The sequence below is a fragment of the Variovorax sp. Varisp46 genome (assembly GCF_059491885.1).
The window spans coordinates 2,289,179-2,310,015 of sequence record NZ_CP168515.1; the positions used below are offsets into that span (position 1 = coordinate 2,289,179).

A 20,837-nucleotide genomic window follows, 5' to 3' on the forward strand; every position below is an offset into this window, starting at 1 on the left:
AATAAACCTTGGTCATTGCTTTTGAAACGGACCCCAGTCCGGTTCCCTGATGTCTCCCGCCTGTCCCGCAAGCCGTGCCTTTATTTTTCCATCGAGCGTGGTCGTCATGAGCGCTTCGCGGCCTTGCAGGTGCGTTGCGTAGACGATCAGCTTGCTGTTCGGGGCAAAGCTTGGACTTTCGTCCGCGGAGGTGTCGGTGATCGCGCTGACGTTGCCGGTTGCCAACTCCATCACATGGAGTTTGAAGGCACCGCCCACGCGGGAGATGTAGGCCAACCACCGGCCATCGCCGCTGACAGACGGAGAGATGTTGTAGGTGCCGCTGAAGGTCACCCGCGTCGGGTTGCCGCCGCTGGCACTCATCTTGTAGATCTGGGGCGCACCGCCGCGATCGCTCACGAAATAGATGGTGCCGCCGTCGGCCGAGTACACAGGCTCGGTGTCGATGCTTGCGCTTTGCGTCAGGCGACGCGGTTCGCCGCCACCGGCCGGGATGGAGAACAGCTGCGAGCCGCCGTCGCGGCTGAGCGTGACGGCGAGCGAATTGCCGTCGGGCGCCCAGGCCGGTGCGCTGTTGGAACCCTTGAAGTTCGCAAGCAGCCGGCGCTGGCCGCTGGCCACGTTGTGCACGTACACGACCGGCTTGCGCGATTCGAAGGACACGTATGCCAGCTGCTGGCCATTGGAGGACCAGCAGGGCGAGATGATGGGTTCGGGGCTGGCGAGCGCGGCTTGTGCGTTCTCGCCGTCGGCATCGGCCACCCACAGCGAGTAGCGGCTGCCACCCTTGGTGACGTAAGCGATGCGGGTCGAGAAGATGCCCTTTTCGCCGGTCAGCTTCTCGTAGACGTAGTCGGCAATGCGGTGCGAGGCAAGGCGCAGGTCGCCTTGCGGCACGGTGTAGCTCTGGCCACCGAGATCCTGCCCCTTCACCACATCCCACAGGCGGAACTTCACGTCGAAGCGGCCGTCGCCCAGCCGGGTGACGCTGCCCACCACGAGCGAGTCGGCGGTGCGCTGGCGCCACAGCGACAGGTCGGGACGGGAGGCTTCGTCCAGCGCCTGGCCCGAGGCATCCACGCCGCGGAACTGGCCGCTGCGTTCCAGGTCGGCCTGGACGATGTCCGAGATCTTCTGGGGCGAGCCTTCCTGGCCCTTGAAAGGAACGAGCGCGATCGGCAACTGCGTGAGCCCGACGCCCGACACCTCGACCCGGAACTGGGCCAGTGCAGGAATCATGGGGGTGGCAGCGAGGGCCGCAATGAGAGTGCGGCGTGCAAAAAGTGATGAAGAAGGAGTTGGAATTGGAGTTGGCAACGGCTTGTTCATGCGATTCGGAGAGGTTTCCGGGTAAAAAGTTCTCCCCGGCTTTGTCGGGCCACATGTTACACACTGGCTTGGGGCGGCCGTCACAAAACGTTTATCGAGCGGCGCGGTCCTACAGAAGCAACCGCGGCAAGCGCTGAACGAGGCCCCCCGTAGAATCCGCCGCCATGCAAGCATCCCCCGGCGGCGAGAACGCCCGCCCTCCCCTGATGCGCCGTCTGGCGCGACTCATGACCTGGTTTGGCGGTTCGCGCCAATGGTGGGCCCTCGGACTGAGCGGGGCGATGCTGGCTGCAATCACCGAGCCGCTGATGGCCGCGCTGTTGAAGCCACTGCTCGATCGCGGCTTCACGCGCGGCGAAATGCCCCTGTGGTTCGTGCCTGCCGCCGTGCTGCTGCTGTTCGCGGTGCGCGGCATCGCCCAGTTCATCTCCCAGTACGCCCTGTCGCGCATCGCCAACGAAGGCATGCAGAAGCTGCGACGGGTGCTGTTCGAGCACCTGCTCGGCGCCGAACTCGCGCTGTTCGCGCGCCAATCGGCCAGCACCCTGTCGAACACGGTGGTCTACGAAGTGCAGACCGGCGCAATGCTGCTGGTGCAGGCGCTGCTCGGCCTTTCGCGCGACGGCTTCACGCTCATCGCGCTGCTCGGCTATCTGGTTTACCTGAACTGGAAGCTCACCCTGATCGTCGCATTCCTCGTGCCCAGCATCTCCTGGATCATGAAGGTGTTCTCCAAGCGGCTGTACCGCCTCACCCAGCAAGGCCAGCAGGCCACCGACGAACTGGCCTACGTGGTCGAGGAGAACGTGCTCGCCCACCGCGTGGTGCGCCTGCACGGCGCGGAAGGCGCGCAAGGCCGCCGCTTCGAACAGCTGAGCCAGCGACTGAACCGCCTGGCCGTGAAGTCGACCATCGCGCAGGCGGCCACCACGCCGCTCACGCAGATGATGGCGTCTCTCGCGCTGTCGGTGGTGGTGATGATCGCGCTCTGGCAAAGCGGCAAGCAGGGCTTCACGGTGGGCGGCTTCGTTGCCTACATCACGGCCATGCTGATGCTGATTGCGCCGATCCGGCGCCTCGCCGAAGTGGCCGGCCCGATCACGCGCGGCCTCGCCGCACTGGAGCGCGGGCTGGTCCTGATCGACGACGTGGCACCGGAGTCGCAGGGCACGTTCCAGGTCGAACATGCGGAAGGACACATCGAGCTGCGCAATGTGCAGGTCAGCTACCGAGGCGAAGACGAACAACGCGCGCTCGACGGCGTGAGCCTGACCATCGAGCCCGGCCAGGTTGTCGCATTCGTCGGCCCCTCGGGTTCGGGCAAGACCACGCTGGTCAATCTGCTGCCCCGCTTCGTGCAGCCCAGCGGCGGCCAGGTGCTGCTCGATGGGCACGACACCAGCGAATGGCAACTGAAGAGCCTGCGCGCCCAGTTCGCCATGGTGAGCCAGGACGTCGTGATGCTCAACGAGACGCTGGCCGCCAACGTGGCGCTGGGCGCAGAGATCGACCGCGAGCGCGTGCTGCAGTGCATCGCGGCGGCCAACCTCAGTGCGCACGTCGAAAGCCTGCCCCAGGGCATGGACACGGTGCTCGGCCACAACGCCACACAGCTGTCGGGCGGCCAGCGCCAGCGCCTCGCCATTGCCCGCGCGCTGTACAAGAACGCCCCCGTGCTGCTGCTCGACGAAGCCACCTCGGCCCTCGACACCGAGTCCGAGCGGCTGGTTCAGGACGCCCTGCAGCGCCTGATGCAGAACCGCACGACGCTGATCGTGGCCCACCGCCTCTCGACCATCCAGCACGCCGACCGGATCATCGTGATGGAGCAAGGCCGCATCGTGGAGCAAGGCAGTCACGCACAGCTCATGGCGCTGGACGGGCTCTATGCGCGGCTGCAGACACTGGCCGTGCGCAGCGCCACGCCGGGGCAGGATCCGACGCTCTAAAGCAGCACGATGTCGTACTGCCCCTGCCCGATCGCGGGCTCGGACTGCAGCGAAATCGGCTTGCCGATGAAGTCGCTCAGCCCCGCCAGGTGCTGGCTTTCCTCATCGAGGAACAGTTCGATCACCTGCGGCGACGACACGATGCGGAACTCGCGCGGCGTGAACTGCCGCGCTTCGCGCAGGATTTCGCGCATCACGTCGTAGGCCACGCTGCGTGCGGTCTTCACGATGCCCTGCCCGCCACAGGCCACGCAGGGCTCGCACAGCATGTGCGCCAGCGATTCGCGGGTGCGCTTGCGTGTCATCTCGACCAGTCCGAGCTGCGAGAAACCGCCGGCCGTGGTCTTCACTCGGTCGCGCGCAAGCTGCTTGCGGAATTCCGCCAGCACCTGCTCGCGGTGGTCGTCGCGGCCCATGTCGATGAAGTCGACGATGATGATCCCGCCCAGGTTGCGCAGCCGCAGCTGCCGTGCGATGGCCTGTGCCGCCTCGAGGTTCGTCTTGAAGATGGTGTCGTCGAAGTTGCGCGCGCCGACGAAGCCGCCGGTGTTCACGTCCACCGTAGTCAGCGCCTCGGTCTGGTCGACCACCAGGTAGCCACCCGACTTGAGCTCGACGCGCCGGCCCAGCGCCTTCGCGATTTCCTCGTCGACCGAATACAGATCGAAGATCGGCCGCTCGCCCCTGTAGTGCTGCAGCTTGCCGGCCGCCTTGGGCATGAACTCGAGGCCGAACTTCAACAGCACCTCGAACTGCTCGCGCGAATCGATGCGGATGGTCTGCGTTTCCTCGCTGGTCATGTCGCGCAGCACGCGCTGCAGCAGGCTCAGGTCCTGGTGCAGCAGCGACATCGGCGGCATGCGCATCGATGCCTCGCGGATGCGCGACCAGGTCTTGCGCAGGTAGGCGATGTCTTCGGCCAGTTCGGGGTCGCTGGAATCTTCGCCGTTGGTGCGCAGGATGAAGCCGCCCGTGTTGACGGGCACCACGCCGCCGCTGTCGGCAGCCGCGGCCGCCTCGATCAGCGCGAGCATGCGGTTGCGCAGCGACTCGCGCTGGTCCGACGGAATCTTCTGCGAAACGCCGATGTGGTTGTCCTGCGGCAGGAACACCAGCAGTCGACCGGCAATGCTGATCTGCGTCGACAGCCGCGCGCCCTTGGTGCCGATGGGGTCCTTGATGACCTGCACCAGCAGCGACTGGCCTTCGAACACCTGCTTCTCGATCGGCACCATCGGGCCGCCGTTGCGATGGTCGCGCTCGGGCGCCGGTGCGCTGGGCCGCGAGCCCGGCGTGAACGGCGAGACGATATCGGCCACGTGCAGGAAGGCAGTGCGCTCCAGGCCGATGTCGATGAAGGCCGACTGCATGCCCGGCAGCACGCGCGACACCTTGCCGAGGTAGATGTTGCCGACGAGTCCGCGCTCGAGCGTGCGCTCGACGTGCAGCTCTTGCACCGCGCCGTGCTCGACCAGCGCCACACGGGTCTCCTGCGGAGACCAGTTGATCAGGATGTCTTGCATGGAATTCTCAGGTATTGAAACCGGCGCTTCGAAGCAGCTGCGCGGTCTCGAACATGGGGAGGCCCATGATGCCCGAATAGGACCCGCTGATGTGCTCGATGAACGCGGCCGCCGCACCCTGGATGGCATAGGCCCCGGCCTTGCCGAGTGGCTCGCCGCTGTCGGCGTAGCGGGCGATCTGCGCATCGGTGATGTCGGCGAAGCGCACGCGCGACACGCTGAGCGCCGCATGGCGCTGCGTGCCGTGCTGCAGCGCCACGGCCGTCAGCACGCGATGCGTGCTTCCTGACAGCATCCGCAACATGCGCGCGGCATCCTTCTCGTCCTCGGGCTTGCCGAGGATGGCGCGGCCGAGCGTAACCGTGGTGTCCGCGCAGAGCACCGGCGCCTCGGCCAGTCCGCGGCTCCGGAGCCGGGCCACGGCGGCATCGAGCTTCAGCGCCGTGACGCGCTGCACGTAAGTCGCCGGGGCCTCATTGGGCAGCACGGCTTCGAGCGATTCGGCGTCTTCGCCTGCATCGGCCAGCAGCAGTGCATGGCGAACGCCGAGCTGGCCGAGCAGTTGGGCGCGGCGGGGGCTTTGTGAAGCGAGGTAGATGAAATCCGACAAGGCTCAGTGCTCCTGAAGGGCCGAGCGGCGGCCGCCCGGGTCCGAAAAGAAAGTGAAGGGCTGCAAGGCCACCGATGAGGCATCGAGCCGCGCGGCCCGCCTGTCGGCGCTGGTCATTCGCGGTGGTAGGGATGACCTGCGTTGACCGACCACGCCCGATACAACTGCTCGACCAGCAGCACGCGCGCCATCGCGTGCGGCAGCGTCAGGTCGGACAGCCGGATGCGCTCGTGGGCCGCAGCCTTGAAGGCCGGGTCGAGGCCGTCGGGCCCGCCGATGACCAGGGCCACGTCATCGCCCTCGCCTTGCCAGGCCTGCAGCCGCGCGGCAAGCGCCTTGGTGGTCAGTGCCGTGCCGCGTTCGTCGAGCGCGACGATGCGCATGCCGCGCGCCGAGCTTTTGGCAATGGCGCCCTCGATGCGTTCGCGCTCGGCGGCATACAGCGTTTCCAGCGACTTGGAGCCACGCGGCTCGGTCTTGACGGCGCGCAGCTCGAGCTTGAGCTCGGGCGGGAAGCGCTTGGCGTAGTCGTCCCAGGCAGTCTGAGCCCAATCGGGCATGCGTTGCCCGACGGCGACCACCAGCAGCTTCATGCGCGGCGGGCTGGCGCCTTCTTGGCAGCCGCCGCCTTCTTCGCAGCGGGCTTCTTGGCGGCGGGCTTGCCGACGACCTTGACCGGCACGCGCGCGGTGGTTGTCTTCTTGGCAGGCGCCTTCTTCGCAGGCACCTTCTTCGCAGCCGTTTTCCTGGCCGGGGCCTTAGCGGCCTTGGCTTCCTGCTCGGCTGCGCGGATCGCGGTCTTGGAGGCGCTCGAGCGGCGCAGCGTGGGCTCCTTGCCGGCGGCCTTCTTCTTGCCTTCGGGTTCGTCCTTGACCGACGAGCTGGTCGCCATGGCAGGCTTGGCGCCGCCGAGCTTGGCGCGCACCGGCTTGTCGCCCCAGATCTCTTCGAGGTGGTAGTACTGGCGGATGGCGGGCTGCATGATGTGCGCCACGGCCGCGCCGCAGTCGACGATGATCCACTCGCCGTTGTCCTCGCCCTCGATGCGCGGCTTGCCGAAACCGGCTTCGCGCACCGCATCGCGCACGCTGGCGGCCAGCGCCTTGGTCTGGCGATTGGAGGTGCCCGACGCGACGATCACGCGCTCGAACAGCGGCGAAAGATGTTCTGTGTCGAATACCTGGATGTCCTGCGCCTTGACGTCTTCGAGACCATCGATGATGGCTCGCTGGAGTTTCTGGGTGTCTTTCTTGGCGGCGGCTTCAGTGGTCATCAGGCAGAGCGGTAGAGGTGGTGTTGGTCAATATAGCGTGCAACCGTGGGCGGAACCAGCGAGGAAATGTCCACGCCAAGCGCCGCGCACCGCCGGATCTCGGTGGCACTGGTGTCCATGGGTGGCAGTTCGAGCGCCTCGAAACGAGCGCCAGCCGGAAGGCCGGGCAGCATTTTCGGATCAAAACGAGCAGTGTCGCCCGTCGATAATGCGCGATACGCTACAGAAACAATAGCAATGCCGAGTATATCCTGCCAGCCGTGCCAGGTCGGCAATGCGCTCGCCTGGTCGGCGCCCATGATCAGGACCAGCTGTGCGCCGGGCTGCTCCCGCTGCAGTTCGTTCAGCGTGTCGAGGGTGTAGGTCGGGCCGTCGCGCAGCACTTCGCGGCTGTCGACGACGACGGTGCCCTTCAGGCCGGAGAAGGCCAGGCGCGTCATTGCGAGGCGGTCTTCCTTCGGCGTCAGCGCCCTGCTCTTGTGCCAGGCCTGCCCGGTGGGAATGACATGCAGTTCGGCAAGGTCCAGTTGAGCCAGCGCGGCTTCGGCAAGCGCCACATGGGCGTTGTGCGGCGGGTCGAACGCGCCACCGAAAACGCCGATGCGGGGAGCTTTGCCGGAAGGGTTCACAACCAGTCGCGCCGCACGATGAAGTCGCTGTACAGCGCGGCTTCGGGGCTGCCCGGTTCGGGCTGCTGCCGGTAGGCCCAGCTTGCCAGCGGCGGCATCGAGAGCAGGATCGATTCGGTGCGTCCGCCCGACTGGAGGCCGAAGTGCGTACCGCGGTCCCACACAAGGTTGAACTCCACGTACCGGCCGCGCCGGTAGAGCTGGAAGTTGCGCTCGCGCTCGGTGTAGGGCGTGGCGCGGCGGCGCTCCACGATGGGCAGGTAGGCCGGCAGGAAACCGTTGCCCACCGAACGGATCAGCGCGAAGCCGTTCTCGAAACCGCCCTCGGAAAAATCGTCGAAGAAAATGCCGCCGATGCCGCGCTGCTCGTTGCGGTGCTTCAGGAAGAAATACTCGTCGCACCACGTCTTGAAGCGCGGGTACTTATCGTCGCCGAAGGGCGCAAGCGCATCGCGGCACGCGGCGTGGAAGTGAACCGCGTCTTCCTGGAAACCGTAGCAAGGCGTGAGGTCCATGCCGCCGCCGAACCAGCAGACCGGCTCGCCGCCTTCGGGCAGGGCAGCCAGCATGCGCACGTTCATGTGAACGATGGGCACGTAGGGGTTGCGCGGGTGGAACACCAGCGACACACCCATCGCCTCGAAAGGCGCGCCCGCCAACTCGGGCCGGTTCTGCGTGGCCGAGGGTGGCAGCTTCGCTCCGCGCACCTGCGAGAAGCCGCAGCCCGCGCGCTCGAAGAGTTCGCCGCCTTCGAGGATGCAAGTCAGCCCGTGGCCGCGCAGCGGCTCATCCGCAGCCTTCTGCCAGGCGTCGCGCACACATGCACCGCCATCGGCCTTCTCGAGCGCCGCGATGATCGACTGCTGCAGCCCGCGAAGGTATTCGCCGACCGCTGCCGGGTTGGTTTGCAGCATCAGGCGCCGTGAGGGTTGCGCGCATGAACCGCGCGGAATCCGATGTCCTTGCGGTATTGCGCGCCGTCGAAGCTGACACGCGCCGCAACCTCATAGGCCCGTTGCTGCGCCTGCTTCACGCTGTCGGCCAGCACGGTCACGCAGAGCACGCGGCCGCCGCTGGTCTTGAGCTCGCCGTCCTGCAGCGTCGTGCCGGCGTGGAACACCACGGCGTCGGGCGCCTCGGCCGGAATGCCGGTGATGCGGTCGCCCTTGCGCGGCGACAGCGGGTAGCCGTGCGCGGCCATCACCACGCCCAGGGCCACGCGCCGGTCCCATTGGAGCTCGACCTGGTCGAGCGTGCCGTCGGTGGCATGCCAGAACACTTCGAAGAGGTCGGACTTGAGACGCATCATGATCGGCTGCGTCTCGGGGTCGCCCATGCGGCAGTTGAATTCGAGCGTCTTCGGATGGCCTGCGGCGTCGATCATCAGGCCGGCATAGAGGAAGCCGGTGAACGGAATGCCGTCTTTTTCCATGCCGCGGATGGTCGGCAGGATGATTTCGCGCATGGCACGCGCATGCACCTCGGCCGTGACCACCGGCGCGGGCGAGTACGCGCCCATGCCGCCGGTGTTGGGGCCTTCGTCATTGTCGAGCAGGCGCTTGTGGTCCTGGCTGGTGGCCAGCGCGGTCACGTTCTTGCCGTCGCACAGTACGATGAAGCTGGCTTCCTCTCCCTGCAGGAATTCTTCGATGACGACGCGCGCGCCGCCTTCGTTGTGCGACACCCCGAACTTGTTGTCCACCAGCATGAAGTCGACGGCCTCGTGCGCTTCCTGCGCGGTCATGGCCACCACCACGCCCTTGCCTGCCGCCAGGCCGTCGGCCTTGACGACGATGGGTGCACCCTTGGCATCGATGTACGCATGTGCCGCGGCGGCGTCGGTGAAGGCCTCGTATTCGGCCGTCGGTATTTTGTGGCGCTGCATGAACGCCTTGGAGAACGCCTTCGAGCTTTCGAGCTGCGCGGCCGCCTGCGTCGGGCCGAAGATGCGCAGGCCGTGCGCACGGAACTCGTCGACCACGCCCGCGGCGAGCGGCCCCTCCGGGCCGACCACGGTCAGCGCGATCTTTTCCTTGATGGCCCACTCGCGCAATGCGGCAGGCTCGGTGATGTCGATGCAGTCGTAGCGTTCGTCGCCCGCAGTGCCGCCGTTGCCCGGCGCCACGTACACGCGGCTCACCCGGGCAGCTTGCGCCAGGCGCCATGCCAGAGCGTGTTCACGGCCCCCGCCCCCAATTACCAGTACCTTCATTCGCGGGCCTTCATTTCTCGCAGTGATTCAACAAACAAACAGTCATTCATTCCGACAGCGAGGCGTTGTGATAAACGTCCTGCACGTCGTCCAGGTCCTCGAGCACGTCGAGCAATTTCTGCATTCTTGCGGCGTCCTCGCCGGTCACGTCCACGGTGTTCTCGGCGCGCATGGTGACTTCAGCCGCGTCGGGCTTCAGGCCCGCGGCTTCGAGCGCGTTCTTCACTGCTTCGAAGTCAGCCACGGCGGTGATTACCTCGATGGCGCCGTCGTCGTCGGTAACCACGTCCTCGGCGCCCGCTTCGAGCGCCACTTCCATCACCTTGTCTTCACTGGTGCCCGGCGCAAAGACGAACTGGCCGCAGTGCTTGAACTGGAAGGCCACCGAGCCTTCGGTGCCCATGTTGCCGCCGTGCTTGGAGAAGGCGTGGCGCACTTCGGCCACGGTGCGCACGCGGTTGTCGGTCATGGTGTCGACGATGATCGCCGCGCCGCCGATGCCGTACCCTTCGTAACGAATTTCTTCGTAATTGACGCCTTCGAGATTCCCCGTGGCCTTGTCGATGTTGCGCTTGATGGTGTCGATCGGCAGGTTCACCGCCTTGGCCTTTTCCACCGCCAGCCGCAGCCGGGGGTTGGAGCCCAGGTCGGCGCCGCCGGCGCGGGCGGCCACCGTGATTTCGCGAATGGCGCGGGTCCAGAGCTTGCCCCGCTTCTCGTCCTGGCGGCCCTTCCGGTGCTGAATGTTCGCCCACTTGCTATGTCCGGCCATGGCTTTCTATCTCGCTGTCTTGTGTTTTCAAAGCAAGCTCCGAGTTTACTGTCCGGCGCACACAACGCCCGTCGCGGGCCGGGAATTCGGGGTAGGGCTTTTGGTGATAATCGTTCGATGACGCCATCGCCTTCCGTCGGGCCCGGGAATCCCGACATCCTGCCGCCGCACGCTCCTTTGCCGCTGTACTACAAGACCGAGGCCGAGCATCAGGCGTTCCTGCTGCGCATCTTCGACAGCACGGCGGCGGACTACGACCGCATCGAGAGCGTGCTGGCCTTCGGCACCGGTCCGTCGTACCGCCGTGCGGCACTGCAGCAGGCCGGACTCTCGGCAGGCATGCAGGTGCTGGACGTGGGCATCGGCACCGGGCTCGTGGCCCGGGAGGCGCTCAAGCTCATTGGCTCCATGGGCCACCTCGTGGGCGTCGATCCCAGCGCCGGCATGATGAGCCAGGTCAAGCTGCCCGGCGTCGAGCTGGTGCGCGGCGTGGCCGAAGCCCTGCCCCGGCCCGACGCCAGCTGCGACTTCGTAAGCATGGGCTACGCCATGCGCCACATCAGCGACGTGGCGGCGGCCTTCGGCGAATTCCACCGCGTGCTGCGCCCCGGCGGGCGCGTGGCGGTGCTCGAAATCACCAAGCCCGAAGGCCGCGTCGCCACGGCGCTGCTCAAGGGCTACATGCGTGCCGTCGTGCCGCTGATCGCCCGCGTGGTCGGCCGCCAGCGCAACACTTCCGAACTGTGGCGTTACTACTGGGACACGATCGAGGCCTGCATTCCCCCCGAGCGGGTGATGCAGGCGCTGGCCACCGCGGGCTTTTGCGACGTGCGCCGGCATGCGAGCCTCGGCGTCTTCTCGTCCTATACCGCCACCAAACCCGAACATCCCGCCGAGGCCAGCTGACAGTGCGAGTTCAGGACGACACTTCTTCTTCCCATCTGCGCGTCGAGCGCTTGTCTCTGCCGGCCAGCCTTGCGCTGGCCACCGACGGCAAGGCGCCCTTCGCGGCGCTCGGCTATGGAACGCCGCACGGCGTGGCCTGGATGCCGACGGTCAACGCGCGCGTGCTGTCTGCCAACGGCGCCATGGCCGACGTGTGGCATGCAAGCGGCCCGAGCATCGAGTCGGGCACCACCGGCATTGCGCGCTGGCGCACCGACGGGCACTGGCTGCTCGGCGCCATCGATCTCGACGAGGCCAGAGAAAGGCAGGGCCTCGCCGAACTCGCGCACCGCGCCTACCGCGATCTCTTCAAGACGCTCGACCAGGCCGGCACACCGCACTTGCAGCGCATCTGGAACTACCTGCCGCAGATCAATGCCGATGGCGGCGGGCTGGAACGCTACCGCCAGTTCAACCTCGGCCGGCAGGAAGCGTTTCTCGAAGCCGGCCGTGCTGCCTTCGAAGGCGCGCCGGCGGCCTGCGCGCTGGGCATCCACCAGGGCGCCCTGTCGATCCGTTTCCTGGCCGGCCAGCAGGCGCCGCTGCCGGTCGAAAACCCGCGGCAGGTCTCGGCCTACCGCTATCCCGAAACCTACGGCCCGCGCTCGCCAACCTTCTCGCGCGCCGCGCTGGCAGACATCGGCAACGGGAACATCGCGCTCTTCATCTCGGGCACTGCGAGCATCGTCGGCCACGAGACCGTGCACCGCGGCAACCTGCCGGAGCAGACGCGCGAAACGCTGCGCAACCTGCAGGCCGTGATCGCGGCCGCCAACGAGCGCGGCACGGCGAAGTTCTCGCTGGCCGAACTCGACTGCGTGGTCTACGTGCGGCATCCGTCGGACACCGAGACGGTGCGCGGCATCATCGAGGACACGCTCGGCGCCGACGCGCCGATGGCGCGCCACGCGGTGTACCTCGAAGCCGACATCTGCCGCAGCGACCTCCTGGTCGAGATCGAGGCCCACACGGTCGCGGCCGGCGAGCTGCGGGCCTGACCGGTCGTTGTCCGGCACCCATCGTCCGATTGACTGATTCAATGACTCGCGTGCTGCGATTTCTCATGTCGATTCCGCTCGCGTTGATGCTCTACGCGCTGTTGCTGTTCCTGGGCCTGATCTCGTTGGTCTGGAACTTCGTTGCCATGCTGATCCACCCGGTGATGCCGGCCGCGCCAGCACGCGCTCTGGGCCGCATGACCATCGCCTTTGCGTACCGCATGTTCTGGTGGCTGGCATCGGTGACCGGCATGATGCGCATCGACGCCACCTGCCTCGACCCGATGCGCAAGGAGCCCGGCGTGATCTTCGTGGCCAACCACCCGACCATGCTCGATGCACTGCTGCTGGTGGCGCGCCTGCCGCGCAGCGCCTGCATCATGAAGGCCGACCTGATGGGCAACATCTTCCTGGGCGCGGGTGCGCGGCTGGCGCGCTACATCAGCAACAGGTCGGCGCGCACGATGGTGCGACTGGCCGTGAACGACCTGCGCAACGGCGGCCAGCTGGTGATCTTTCCAGAAGGCACACGCACGGTGACGCCGCCGCTCAACCCGTTCCGTCCCGGCACCACGCTGATCGCCAAGCTCGCGCAAGCGCCCATTCAAACAGTGTTCATCGACACCGATTCGCCCTACCTCAGCAAAGGCTGGCCGCTGTGGCGCGTGCCGCCATTGCCCATCGTCTTCACCTTGCGGCTCGGCAAACGCTTTGCGCCCACGCAGAACAGCGACGTGCTGCAGGCCGAGCTCGAACAATACTTCCGCCAAAACATGGAGCAGCGCGCCATCGACGCGTCCCCCGAATGCCAGACGCCTCGCGCACCCACCTTGTCCTGATCCCCAGCTACAACACCGGCGAACGCCTGTTCTCGACAGTCGCGGCGGCGCGCGCGCAATGGAACCCCGTGTGGGTAGTGGTCGACGGCAGCGACGACGGCACGGGCGAGCGGCTGCAGCAGATGGCCGCCAGCGATCCTGGCCTGCGCGTGTGGGTGCTGCCGCAGAACCAGGGCAAGGGTTCTGCCGTGCTGCACGGACTGCGCGCCGCGAAGGACGCGGGCTTCACGCATGCGCTGACGATGGACTCCGACGGGCAGCATCCGGCGGACCTGATCCCGGCATTCATGAAGGCATCGCTGACCCGACCCGAGACGATGGTGCTCGGGCGCCCGGTGTTCGACGCCAGCGCGCCGCTGCTGCGCGTACGCGGGCGGCGCGTGTCGAACGGATGGACGCAGCTGGAAACGCTGTTCGCCGGCGTGGGCGATTCACTCTACGGATTCCGCGTGTACCCGGTGGCCGACCTGATCGCCGTGATGGCACGCCAGCCGTGGATGCGGCGCTTCGACTTCGATACCGAAGCCGTCGTGCGGCTGGCATGGCGCGGCGTCAAGCCCGTGAACATCGATGCGCCCGTGAAATACCTGACGGCCGAAGAAGGCGGAGTCTCGCACTTCCGCTATGGGCGCGACAACGTGCTGCTGACGTGGATGCATGCACGGCTGATGGTCGAGTTCGTGTTGCGGCTGCCTGCGCTGGTGTTGCGCAAGCTGGCAAAGAAGCCGCCGTTCCAGGACTGATGTCTTGTCCCCTCCCCCTCCGGGAGAGGGTTGGGGTGAGGGGTGAGGGGTTCAGCGCGCGCGGCGCGAACGCAGCAGCAGCGTGACCAGCAGCAGCGAGAGAACGACGAAAGCAATGAACGACCAGTTCGCCAGCGTCAGGCCGAACAGCGTCCAGTCGACCTTGGAACAGTCACCGCCGCCGCGGAAGATCATCGGCAGTGCGCGTTTCAGCGGGAAGGTCTCGATCATCCCGTAGAGGTCGCGCCCGCAGGAGACGACCTCGGGCGGATACCACTGCAGCCAGCTTTGCGAGGCCGCCGTGTAGGCGCCGCCAACTGCTGCGATCAGCGCCAGCACTCCGCCCGCGACACGCAGGCCGACGTTGCGGAACACCCCGGCCAGCCCGGTGAACAGCGCCACCAGCACCAGCGCATAGCGCTGCACGATGCACATGGGACAAGGCTCGAGCCCGACCACGTGCTGCAGGTAGAGCCCGAAGGCCAGCATGAGAACGCAGGCCAGGCAGATCAGCGCGAACGCGCGGCGCGGCGCGCCGAAGTACCAATCGATCAAGGAGACACCCAATCTTCTTCTACGAACACCCTGGCCTTGCGCGGATTGGCGACGACGGTGTCGCCTTCCTTCAAGCCCAGTTCCCGGAACTGTTGCGCAGGGAGTTGCGCCTCGATGATGGTTCCGGAGCCCGGATTATCTGGATTCGTTTCGGTGGGTTCAAGTTCCAGCCGCGCGATGGGCCCGACCACGATGGCGCGCGCCAGCGTGGCGACGATGCCGGAGGCGCCAGGCACATAGCGTGTCACGTCGATGTCATGCGGGCGCACATAGGCGCGCGCCTTGGCGTCGCGCGCGCCGCTGTGCTCGGGCGAGTCGAGGCGCATGCCTTCGAGCTGCACCTGGCCGTTGTCGGCCCGTCCATGGAACAGGTTCACGTCGCCCAGGAAGCCGTAGACGAACGGGCTCGCGGGCTTGTCCCACACGTCCTGCGGCGAGCCGACCTGTTCGATCTGGCCCTTGTTGATGACCACCACGCGGTCGGCCACCTCGAGCGCCTCTTCCTGGTCGTGCGTGACGAAGATGGAAGTGACGTGCAGCTCGTCGTGCAGCCGGCGCAGCCAGCGGCGCAGTTCCTTGCGCACCTTGGCGTCGAGTGCGCCGAAGGGTTCGTCGAGCAGCAGCACCTTGGGCTCTACCGCCAGCGCGCGGGCCAGCGCAATGCGCTGGCGCTGGCCGCCGGAGAGCTGCGACGGATAGCGGTCGGCCAGCCAGTCGAGCTGCACCAGCTTGAGCAGCTCGGTCACCTTGGCCTTGATCTGCGCGTCGCTCGGGCGCTCCTTGCGTGGCTTCACGCGCAGGCCGAAGGCCACGTTCTCGAACACGGTCATGTGGCGGAACAGCGCGTAGTGCTGGAACACGAAGCCCACCTGCCGCTCGCGCACGTGCACGTCGGTGGTGTCCTCGCCCGAGAAAAGAATGCTGCCCGCGTCGGCCGTCTCCAGCCCCGCGATGATGCGCAGCAGCGTGGTCTTGCCGCAGCCCGAGGGGCCGAGCAGCGCGACCAGTTCGCCCGAATCGACGTCGAGGCTCACGTCGCGCAGTGCGCGGAAGTCGCCGAACTGCTTGCTGATGTTGCGGATTTCGATGCTCATGATTTCTTCTCTCTCACTCTCTCAGGCCGCGGTGGCTTCAGGGGGGCGTTCCGGGGGCAGCTCGGCAATGGCTTTCATCTCGCGCTCGTGGCGCCATTCGATCACCGACTTGATCACCAGCGTGACCAGCGCCAGGATCGCCAGCAGCGAGGCCACGGCGAAGGCGGCCACCGACTGGTATTCGTTGTAGAGCACTTCCACGTGCAGCGGCATGGTGTTGGTCTGCCCGCGGATGTGGCCCGACACCACCGACACCGCACCGAACTCGCCCATGGCACGCGCGTTGCACAGGATCACGCCGTACAGCAGGCCCCACTTGATGTTGGGCAGCGTCACGCGCCAGAAGGTCTGCCAGCCGGTCGCGCCGAGCACGATGGCCGCCTGCTCCTCGTCGGTGCCCTGCGCCTGCATCAGCGGTACGAGCTCGCGCGCGATGAACGGGAAGGTCACGAACACGGTCGCCAGCACGATGCCGGGCACGGCGAAGATGATCTTGATGTCGTGCTCGGCGAGCCACGGACCGAGCCAGCCCTGCGCGCCGAACACCAGCACATAAATCAGGCCCGCCACCACCGGCGACACCGCGAACGGCAGGTCCACCAGCGTGGTGAGGAAGGCCTTGCCGCGGAACTCGAACTTGGCGATGGCCCAGGCCGCCGCCACGCCGAACACGAGGTTCATCGGCACCGCGATGGCGGCCGTGATCAGCGTGAGGCGGATCGCGCTCCAGGCATCGGGCTCCTTCAGTGCTTCAAGATAAGCGCCAACGCCTTTGCGCAAGGCCTCGGTCGCCACTGCCGCGAGAGGCAGCACGAGGAACAGGAACATGAATACCAGCGCGAGGCCGATCAGCACCCAGCGCACCCAGGGCGACTCGGTGGTGCCGGCTTGCGCGCGGCGAATGACTTTGGAAGGGGCGCTCATCTCATGCTCCCGCGCGGCGGCGCTGCCAGGCTTGCAGGCCGTTGATGACCAGCAGCAAGAGGAACGAAATGACCAGCATCACGAGCGCAACAGCCGTGGCGCCCCCATAGTCGTACTGCTCCAGCTTCCCGATGATGATGAGCGGCGTGATCTCCGAGATCATCGGCATGTTGCCGGCGATGAAGATCACAGAGCCGTACTCGCCGATCGCCCGTGCGAAAGCCATGGCAAAGCCGGTGAGCAGCGCGGGCGCGATCGACGGAAAGATCACCTTGGTGAAGGTCTGCAGGCGCGTCGCGCCCAGCGAGGTGGCGGCTTCTTCCAGCTCCTTCTCGGTGTCTTCGAGCACCGGCTGCACCGTGCGCACCACGAACGGCAGCCCGATGAAGATCAGCGCGATCACGATGCCCGCCGGCGTGAACGCCAGCTTGATGCCGTGCGGCTCCAGCAGTTGCCCGACCCAGCCGTTGCCCGCGAGCAGCGCGGTCAGCGAGATGCCGGCCACGGCCGTCGGCAGCGCGAACGGCAGGTCGACCAGTGCATCGACGATGCGCTTGCCCGGGAACTTGTAGCGCACCAGCACCCAGGCCACCAGCAGGCCGAACACCGCGTTCACGATGGCCGCGATCAGCGAGGCGCCGAAGGTCAGCCGGTACGAGGCCATCACGCGCGGCGCGGTCACGGCCACCCAGAACTGCTCCCAGGTCAGCGTGAATGTCTTGAAGACCAGCGCCGACAGCGGGATCAGCACGATCAGGCTGAGGTAAAGAATCGAGAAGCCGAGCGTGATGTGGAAACCGGGCAGCACGCGCTTGGCGCCCCCGGCACGGTTGCCAGCACGCGAAAAAGGCGCTCCCGCTGACGGGAGCGCCGAAGAAACAGCGCCGCTCATTACCTGCCGCCGGGGGTGTACAACTTGTCGAACTGGCCGCCGTCGTTGAAGTGCACCTTCTGTGCTTCGCCGAGGCTGCCGAACAATTCCTGCACCGTGAACAGCTGCAGCGGCTTGAAGGTCGATGCGTACTTCTTGAGCACAGCCTGCGAGCGCGGGCGCAGCGCATGCTTGGCCGCGATTTCCTGCGCTTCGTCGGAGTACAGCCAATCAAGATAAGCCTTGGCCAGTTCGCCCGTGCCCTTCTTGTTGACGGTGCGTTCCACCACGGCCACCGGGTTCTCGGCCACGATGCTGATCGACGGGTATACCGAGTCGACCTTGCCGGTGCCGAATTCACGGTCGATGGACACCACTTCCGATTCGAAGGTGATCAGCGCATCGCCGATGTTGCGCTGCAGGAAGGCGGTGGTCGCGTCGCGGCCGCCGCGCGCCAGCACCGGCACGTTCTTGAACAGCTTGCCGACGAACTCGGCGGCCTGGGCGTCGGTGCCGCCCTTCTTCTTGATGTAGCCCCAGGCGGCCAGGTAGGCGTAGCGGCCGTTGCCGCCGGTCTTGGGGTTGACGATCACGACCTGCACGCCCGGCTTGACCAGGTCGTCCCAGTCCTTGATGCCCTTGGGGTTGCCGTTGCGCACCAGGAACAGCATGGTCGACGTGGTCGGCGATGCGTTGTCGGGGAATTTCTTGTTCCAGTCCTTCGCGACCACGCCGGCGTTGGCGAGGAAGTCGATGTCGGTGGAGGTGTTCATCGTCACCACGTCGGCGTCGAGGCCGTCGGCCACCGCGCGGGCCTGCGCGCTGGAGCCGCCGTGCGACTGGTCGATCTTCACGTCCTTGCCGGTGGCCTTCTTGTAGTGCGCCACGAAGGCCGCGTTGTAGTCCTTGTAGAACTCGCGCGCCACGTCGTACGAGGCGTTCAGCAGCCCGGTGCCCTGGGCAAAGGCGCTGCTGCCGGCGAGTGCGGAAGACGCCAGCGCGAGCACGGCGACGAAGGTCTTGATTCTGGAAGTCATGTGGTTGCCAGGTTTTCTGAAAATTCACGGCCCGCCGACCAGGCGGCGGGCTCGTCGGTCAAGGACTGAAGCAAGGCAAGGCCCAGCGGCCAGTCCCCGTGCCCCGAATCGATGTTGATGTGGCCCGCATTCTGCATCCGCACGAACTCGCTGCCCCAGGCGCGCGAATAGGCGCCCGCCAGGCGGATCGGACAGTACGGATCGTTGCTGCTGGCCACCACGATGCTGCGGTACGGCAGCGCGGCGTACGGCACGGGCGCGAAGTCGGACAGCACGGCGCGGCGTTCGGGGTCCGCAGGCGCCACCAGCAGCGCGCCCTGGACGCGGCCAGCGGCTTCGGCCGGCAGGTGCGCCGTGGCGATGCAGCCCAGGCTGTGCGCTGCGATCACCACCGGGCCGGGGCTGTCGAGCACCAGCTTCGCCAGCGTCGACACCCATGCATCGCGCTTGGGCGAGGCCCAATCGTCCTGCACCACCCGCGCCGCGCCGGGGATGCGCTCCTGCCACAGGCTCTGCCAGTGGCCGGGCCCGGAGTCGCGCCAACCTGGCACGATGATGACGCGGGTGTTCATGAGCACTCCCCCAGGCTTCGCGCACTTCGTGTCGCTTCGCCTCCCCCCTCGCCGGGGGCAACACCAGCGGCCCGGCAAAGCCGGTTCCGCGGTGTTCCACGAAGGAGCGTCGATGCTTTCACCGCCTGCTGTTCCGCTCTTACTTGTTCGGCTGCGGCGTGATGCGCAGGTAAGGCTTGACGGCCTTGAAGCCCTTGGGGAAGCGCTGGGCCAGTTCGGCCGGGTCCTGGATGCTCGGGATGATGACCACATCGTCGCCGTCTTTCCAGTTCACGGGCGTGGCCACCTTGTGGCTGTCGGTGAGTTGCAGCGAGTCGATCACGCGCAGGATCTCGTCGAAGTTGCGGCCGGTCGAGGCCGGGTAGGTGATGGTCGCGCGGATGACCTTCTTCGGGTCGATGATGTAGACGCTGCGCACCGTGGCCGTGGCCGAGGCGTTGGGGTGGATCAGGTCGTACAGGTCGGCCACCTTGCGGTCTGCGTCCGCAATGATCGGGAAGTTGACCGTGGTGTTCTGCGTCTCGTTGATGTCGCCGATCCATTCCTTGTGCTTGTCGGCCGGATCGACGCTCAACGCGATGGGCTTCACGCCGCGCTTGGCGAACTCGCCCGACAGCGCCGCGGTCTTGCCGAGTTCGGTGGTGCACACGGGCGTGAAGTCGGCCGGGTGCGAGAAGAACACCACCCACGAATCGCCGGCCCATTGGTAGAAGTCGAGGGGGCCTTCGCTGGAATCCTGGGTGAAATTGGGGGCTGTATCGCCGAGTCGCAGAGTCGCCATGGTCGCTCCTGGGATGGATGGGAGCTTCGGATTGTGCGAACCATTGCTTCAATGCCAAACGAATATCTGCTTGTTTGGATATGGCGTTTTCCGCATAACGAAGACATGGCGGGGGAATTTGGCGCTCATCTTTTCACAGCAAGCCGCGGCCCCCTCAGTACATCCGCATCTCCACGCCCTGCATATGCTCGACGAGGAAATCGATCAGCCGCCGCACTGCCGGCACCAGCGCGCGCCGCGGTGGAAACACCATGTGCGCGATGACCGTCGACGGCCCCCAGTCGCACAACACCTTCACGAGCCGGCCCGCATCGAGATCGGGGCGGCACATGTAGTCGGGCAGCAGCGTGGCGCCGATGCCGGCGAGCGCGGCCGCCTGCAGGGTCGCGATGTCGTCCGCCACGTAGCGCGGCGTGTGCGAATGCAGGTGGATCTCGCCATTCGGGCCTTCGAGGCGCCATTCGCTGCGGCCCTCGCCGTTGGCCGACATCGCCAGCGTCGGCAGCCGCGCCAGGTCGGCCGGCGCCTGGACCGGCCCCTGGCGCTGCATCAGCTCGGGGCTGGCTACCAGCACGCCACGGCTGGTGCCCAGGACTTTGGCCACCAGCGCCGTGCTGTCCTCGATGCTGGGCCGCACGCGCAGCGCGATGTCGATGCCCTCCTCGATCAGGTCCACCGGTCGGTTGATGACCCGCACGTCGACCCGCACCGCCGGGTAGCGCTCCATGAACTGAGGCAGCAGATGGGCGAGCCCGCTGTAGGCGATGGTGACGGGGCAGCTCAGCCGCACCAGCCCGCTCGGCTCGGTCTGCACCTGCGCCACCGCCTCGGCCGCCGCCTGCGCCGCATCGCGCATGGCGGACGAATGCCGCAAGTAGATCTCGCCGGCCGGCGTGAGCGACAGGCGCCGCGTGCTGCGCTGCATCAGTTGCACGCCGAGCCGCTCCTCCAGATCCGCCACGCGGCGAGACAGGCGCGATTTGGGAATGCCGAGCGCCCGGCTGGCTGCCGCGAAGCCGCCGCGCTCAGCCACTTCGGCGAAGAAAACCATGTCGTTGAGGTCTTGCATGGCGTCGATTGTCCTGCAAACAGGACGATCTAGGCAATTTTTGGCTACTTATCGAAAACTCGATACAAAAATAGAATTCTCCCATCCGCCGGCCACCTTGAGCGCCGACAGC

The 20,837-nt window shown here is 66.6% G+C and carries 22 protein-coding genes; 5 read left to right on the forward strand and 17 right to left on the reverse strand.

What is annotated here, in order from left to right; translation table 11 throughout:
* Positions 1-12: 12 nt before the first annotated feature.
* Entirely contained in the window at positions 13-1,239 is a 1,227-nt protein-coding gene (gene tolB, locus ACEN9N_RS10800; RefSeq protein WP_007829189.1) for a Tol-Pal system beta propeller repeat protein TolB, read from the reverse strand.
* A gap of 254 nt (positions 1,240-1,493) precedes the next feature.
* On the opposite strand from tolB, the gene msbA reads away from it, so the two are divergent.
* Positions 1,494-3,278: a lipid A export permease/ATP-binding protein MsbA gene (msbA, locus tag ACEN9N_RS10805; protein ID WP_495656053.1), complete on the forward strand. Its 1,785-nt coding sequence runs from the start codon at positions 1,494-1,496 to the stop codon at positions 3,276-3,278.
* Here msbA and rng read toward each other — a convergent pair.
* From rng to ACEN9N_RS10845, 8 genes are all read right to left on the reverse strand, one after another.
* Positions 3,275-4,801, reverse strand: a complete 1,527-nt coding sequence (gene rng, locus ACEN9N_RS10810; RefSeq protein WP_413331568.1) for a ribonuclease G — start codon at positions 4,799-4,801, stop codon at positions 3,275-3,277. The two genes, msbA and rng, sit on opposite strands and share 4 nt — an antisense overlap.
* Before the next feature lie 7 nt (positions 4,802-4,808).
* The gene (locus ACEN9N_RS10815; protein WP_413331567.1) at positions 4,809-5,411 is read right to left on the reverse strand and encodes a Maf family protein; all 603 of its coding nucleotides are present in this window, start codon (positions 5,409-5,411) and stop codon (positions 4,809-4,811) included.
* 113 nt (positions 5,412-5,524) lie between these two features.
* On the reverse strand, positions 5,525-6,004 hold the full coding sequence (gene rlmH, locus ACEN9N_RS10820) for a 23S rRNA (pseudouridine(1915)-N(3))-methyltransferase RlmH (RefSeq protein WP_056598898.1): 480 nt from the start codon (positions 6,002-6,004) through the stop codon (positions 5,525-5,527).
* Positions 6,001-6,684, reverse strand: a complete 684-nt coding sequence (gene rsfS / locus ACEN9N_RS10825; protein WP_413311649.1) for a ribosome silencing factor — start codon at positions 6,682-6,684, stop codon at positions 6,001-6,003. Before rsfS ends, rlmH begins: the two co-directional genes overlap by 4 nt.
* Positions 6,684-7,313 (reverse strand): nicotinate (nicotinamide) nucleotide adenylyltransferase, encoded by a 630-nt coding sequence (gene nadD, locus ACEN9N_RS10830; RefSeq protein WP_413311647.1) that lies wholly within the window; start codon positions 7,311-7,313, stop codon positions 6,684-6,686. The genes rsfS and nadD overlap by 1 nt, the downstream gene beginning before the upstream one ends.
* The gene (gene hemF / locus ACEN9N_RS10835; protein ID WP_495656054.1) at positions 7,310-8,227 is read right to left on the reverse strand and encodes an oxygen-dependent coproporphyrinogen oxidase; all 918 of its coding nucleotides are present in this window, start codon (positions 8,225-8,227) and stop codon (positions 7,310-7,312) included. The genes nadD and hemF overlap by 4 nt, the downstream gene beginning before the upstream one ends.
* On the reverse strand, positions 8,227-9,525 hold the full coding sequence (gene purD, locus ACEN9N_RS10840) for a phosphoribosylamine--glycine ligase (protein ID WP_007829213.1): 1,299 nt from the start codon (positions 9,523-9,525) through the stop codon (positions 8,227-8,229). The genes hemF and purD overlap by 1 nt, the downstream gene beginning before the upstream one ends.
* A gap of 46 nt (positions 9,526-9,571) precedes the next feature.
* Positions 9,572-10,297: a YebC/PmpR family DNA-binding transcriptional regulator gene (locus ACEN9N_RS10845; RefSeq protein WP_007829214.1), complete on the reverse strand. Its 726-nt coding sequence runs from the start codon at positions 10,295-10,297 to the stop codon at positions 9,572-9,574.
* Positions 10,298-10,414: 117 nt separating this feature from the next.
* Between ACEN9N_RS10845 and ACEN9N_RS10850 the strand changes: the two genes are divergently transcribed.
* From ACEN9N_RS10850 to ACEN9N_RS10865, 4 genes are read left to right on the forward strand one after another with little or no spacing between them, the layout of a single operon-like run.
* Positions 10,415-11,203 (forward strand): class I SAM-dependent methyltransferase, encoded by a 789-nt coding sequence (locus tag ACEN9N_RS10850; protein WP_413311640.1) that lies wholly within the window; start codon positions 10,415-10,417, stop codon positions 11,201-11,203.
* Positions 11,204-11,205: 2 nt separating this feature from the next.
* Positions 11,206-12,240 (forward strand): chorismate transformation FkbO/Hyg5 family protein, encoded by a 1,035-nt coding sequence (locus ACEN9N_RS10855; RefSeq protein WP_495656055.1) that lies wholly within the window; start codon positions 11,206-11,208, stop codon positions 12,238-12,240.
* Between the two features lie 41 nt (positions 12,241-12,281).
* A complete protein-coding gene (locus ACEN9N_RS10860; protein WP_007829217.1) occupies positions 12,282-13,079 on the forward strand; it encodes a lysophospholipid acyltransferase family protein in 798 nt (265 codons plus the stop codon).
* Positions 13,046-13,822 (forward strand): glycosyltransferase family 2 protein, encoded by a 777-nt coding sequence (locus ACEN9N_RS10865; protein ID WP_413311636.1) that lies wholly within the window; start codon positions 13,046-13,048, stop codon positions 13,820-13,822. The genes ACEN9N_RS10860 and ACEN9N_RS10865 overlap by 34 nt, the downstream gene beginning before the upstream one ends.
* Before the next feature lie 51 nt (positions 13,823-13,873).
* On the opposite strand, the gene ACEN9N_RS10870 is transcribed toward ACEN9N_RS10865, so the two are convergent.
* The 8 genes from ACEN9N_RS10870 to ACEN9N_RS10905 all read right to left on the reverse strand — a co-directional run bounded on the left by ACEN9N_RS10870 (position 13,874) and on the right by ACEN9N_RS10905 (position 20,725).
* Positions 13,874-14,377 carry a disulfide bond formation protein B gene (locus tag ACEN9N_RS10870; protein ID WP_413311635.1) on the reverse strand — a complete coding sequence of 168 codons (504 nt, stop codon included), beginning with the start codon at positions 14,375-14,377 and terminating at the stop codon, positions 13,874-13,876.
* The gene (locus ACEN9N_RS10875) at positions 14,374-15,471 is read right to left on the reverse strand and encodes a sulfate/molybdate ABC transporter ATP-binding protein (protein WP_413311633.1); all 1,098 of its coding nucleotides are present in this window, start codon (positions 15,469-15,471) and stop codon (positions 14,374-14,376) included. Before ACEN9N_RS10875 ends, ACEN9N_RS10870 begins: the two co-directional genes overlap by 4 nt.
* Before the next feature lie 21 nt (positions 15,472-15,492).
* Positions 15,493-16,395 (reverse strand): sulfate ABC transporter permease subunit CysW, encoded by a 903-nt coding sequence (cysW, locus tag ACEN9N_RS10880; RefSeq protein WP_413311631.1) that lies wholly within the window; start codon positions 16,393-16,395, stop codon positions 15,493-15,495.
* A 1-nt stretch (position 16,396) separates the two neighbouring features.
* Positions 16,397-17,287: a sulfate ABC transporter permease subunit CysT gene (gene cysT, locus ACEN9N_RS10885; RefSeq protein WP_413311630.1), complete on the reverse strand. Its 891-nt coding sequence runs from the start codon at positions 17,285-17,287 to the stop codon at positions 16,397-16,399.
* Positions 17,287-18,303, reverse strand: a complete 1,017-nt coding sequence (locus ACEN9N_RS10890; RefSeq protein WP_007829223.1) for a sulfate ABC transporter substrate-binding protein — start codon at positions 18,301-18,303, stop codon at positions 17,287-17,289. Before ACEN9N_RS10890 ends, cysT begins: the two co-directional genes overlap by 1 nt.
* Positions 18,300-18,875 (reverse strand): RBBP9/YdeN family alpha/beta hydrolase, encoded by a 576-nt coding sequence (locus tag ACEN9N_RS10895; protein ID WP_413311628.1) that lies wholly within the window; start codon positions 18,873-18,875, stop codon positions 18,300-18,302. The genes ACEN9N_RS10890 and ACEN9N_RS10895 overlap by 4 nt, the downstream gene beginning before the upstream one ends.
* A gap of 139 nt (positions 18,876-19,014) precedes the next feature.
* Positions 19,015-19,656, reverse strand: coding sequence for a peroxiredoxin (locus ACEN9N_RS10900; protein WP_007829225.1), 642 nt, complete (start codon positions 19,654-19,656; stop codon positions 19,015-19,017).
* 154 nt (positions 19,657-19,810) lie between these two features.
* Complete coding sequence (locus tag ACEN9N_RS10905) at positions 19,811-20,725, reverse strand: LysR family transcriptional regulator (protein WP_007829226.1); 915 nt, start codon at positions 20,723-20,725, stop codon at positions 19,811-19,813.
* Positions 20,726-20,837 lie beyond the last annotated feature (112 nt).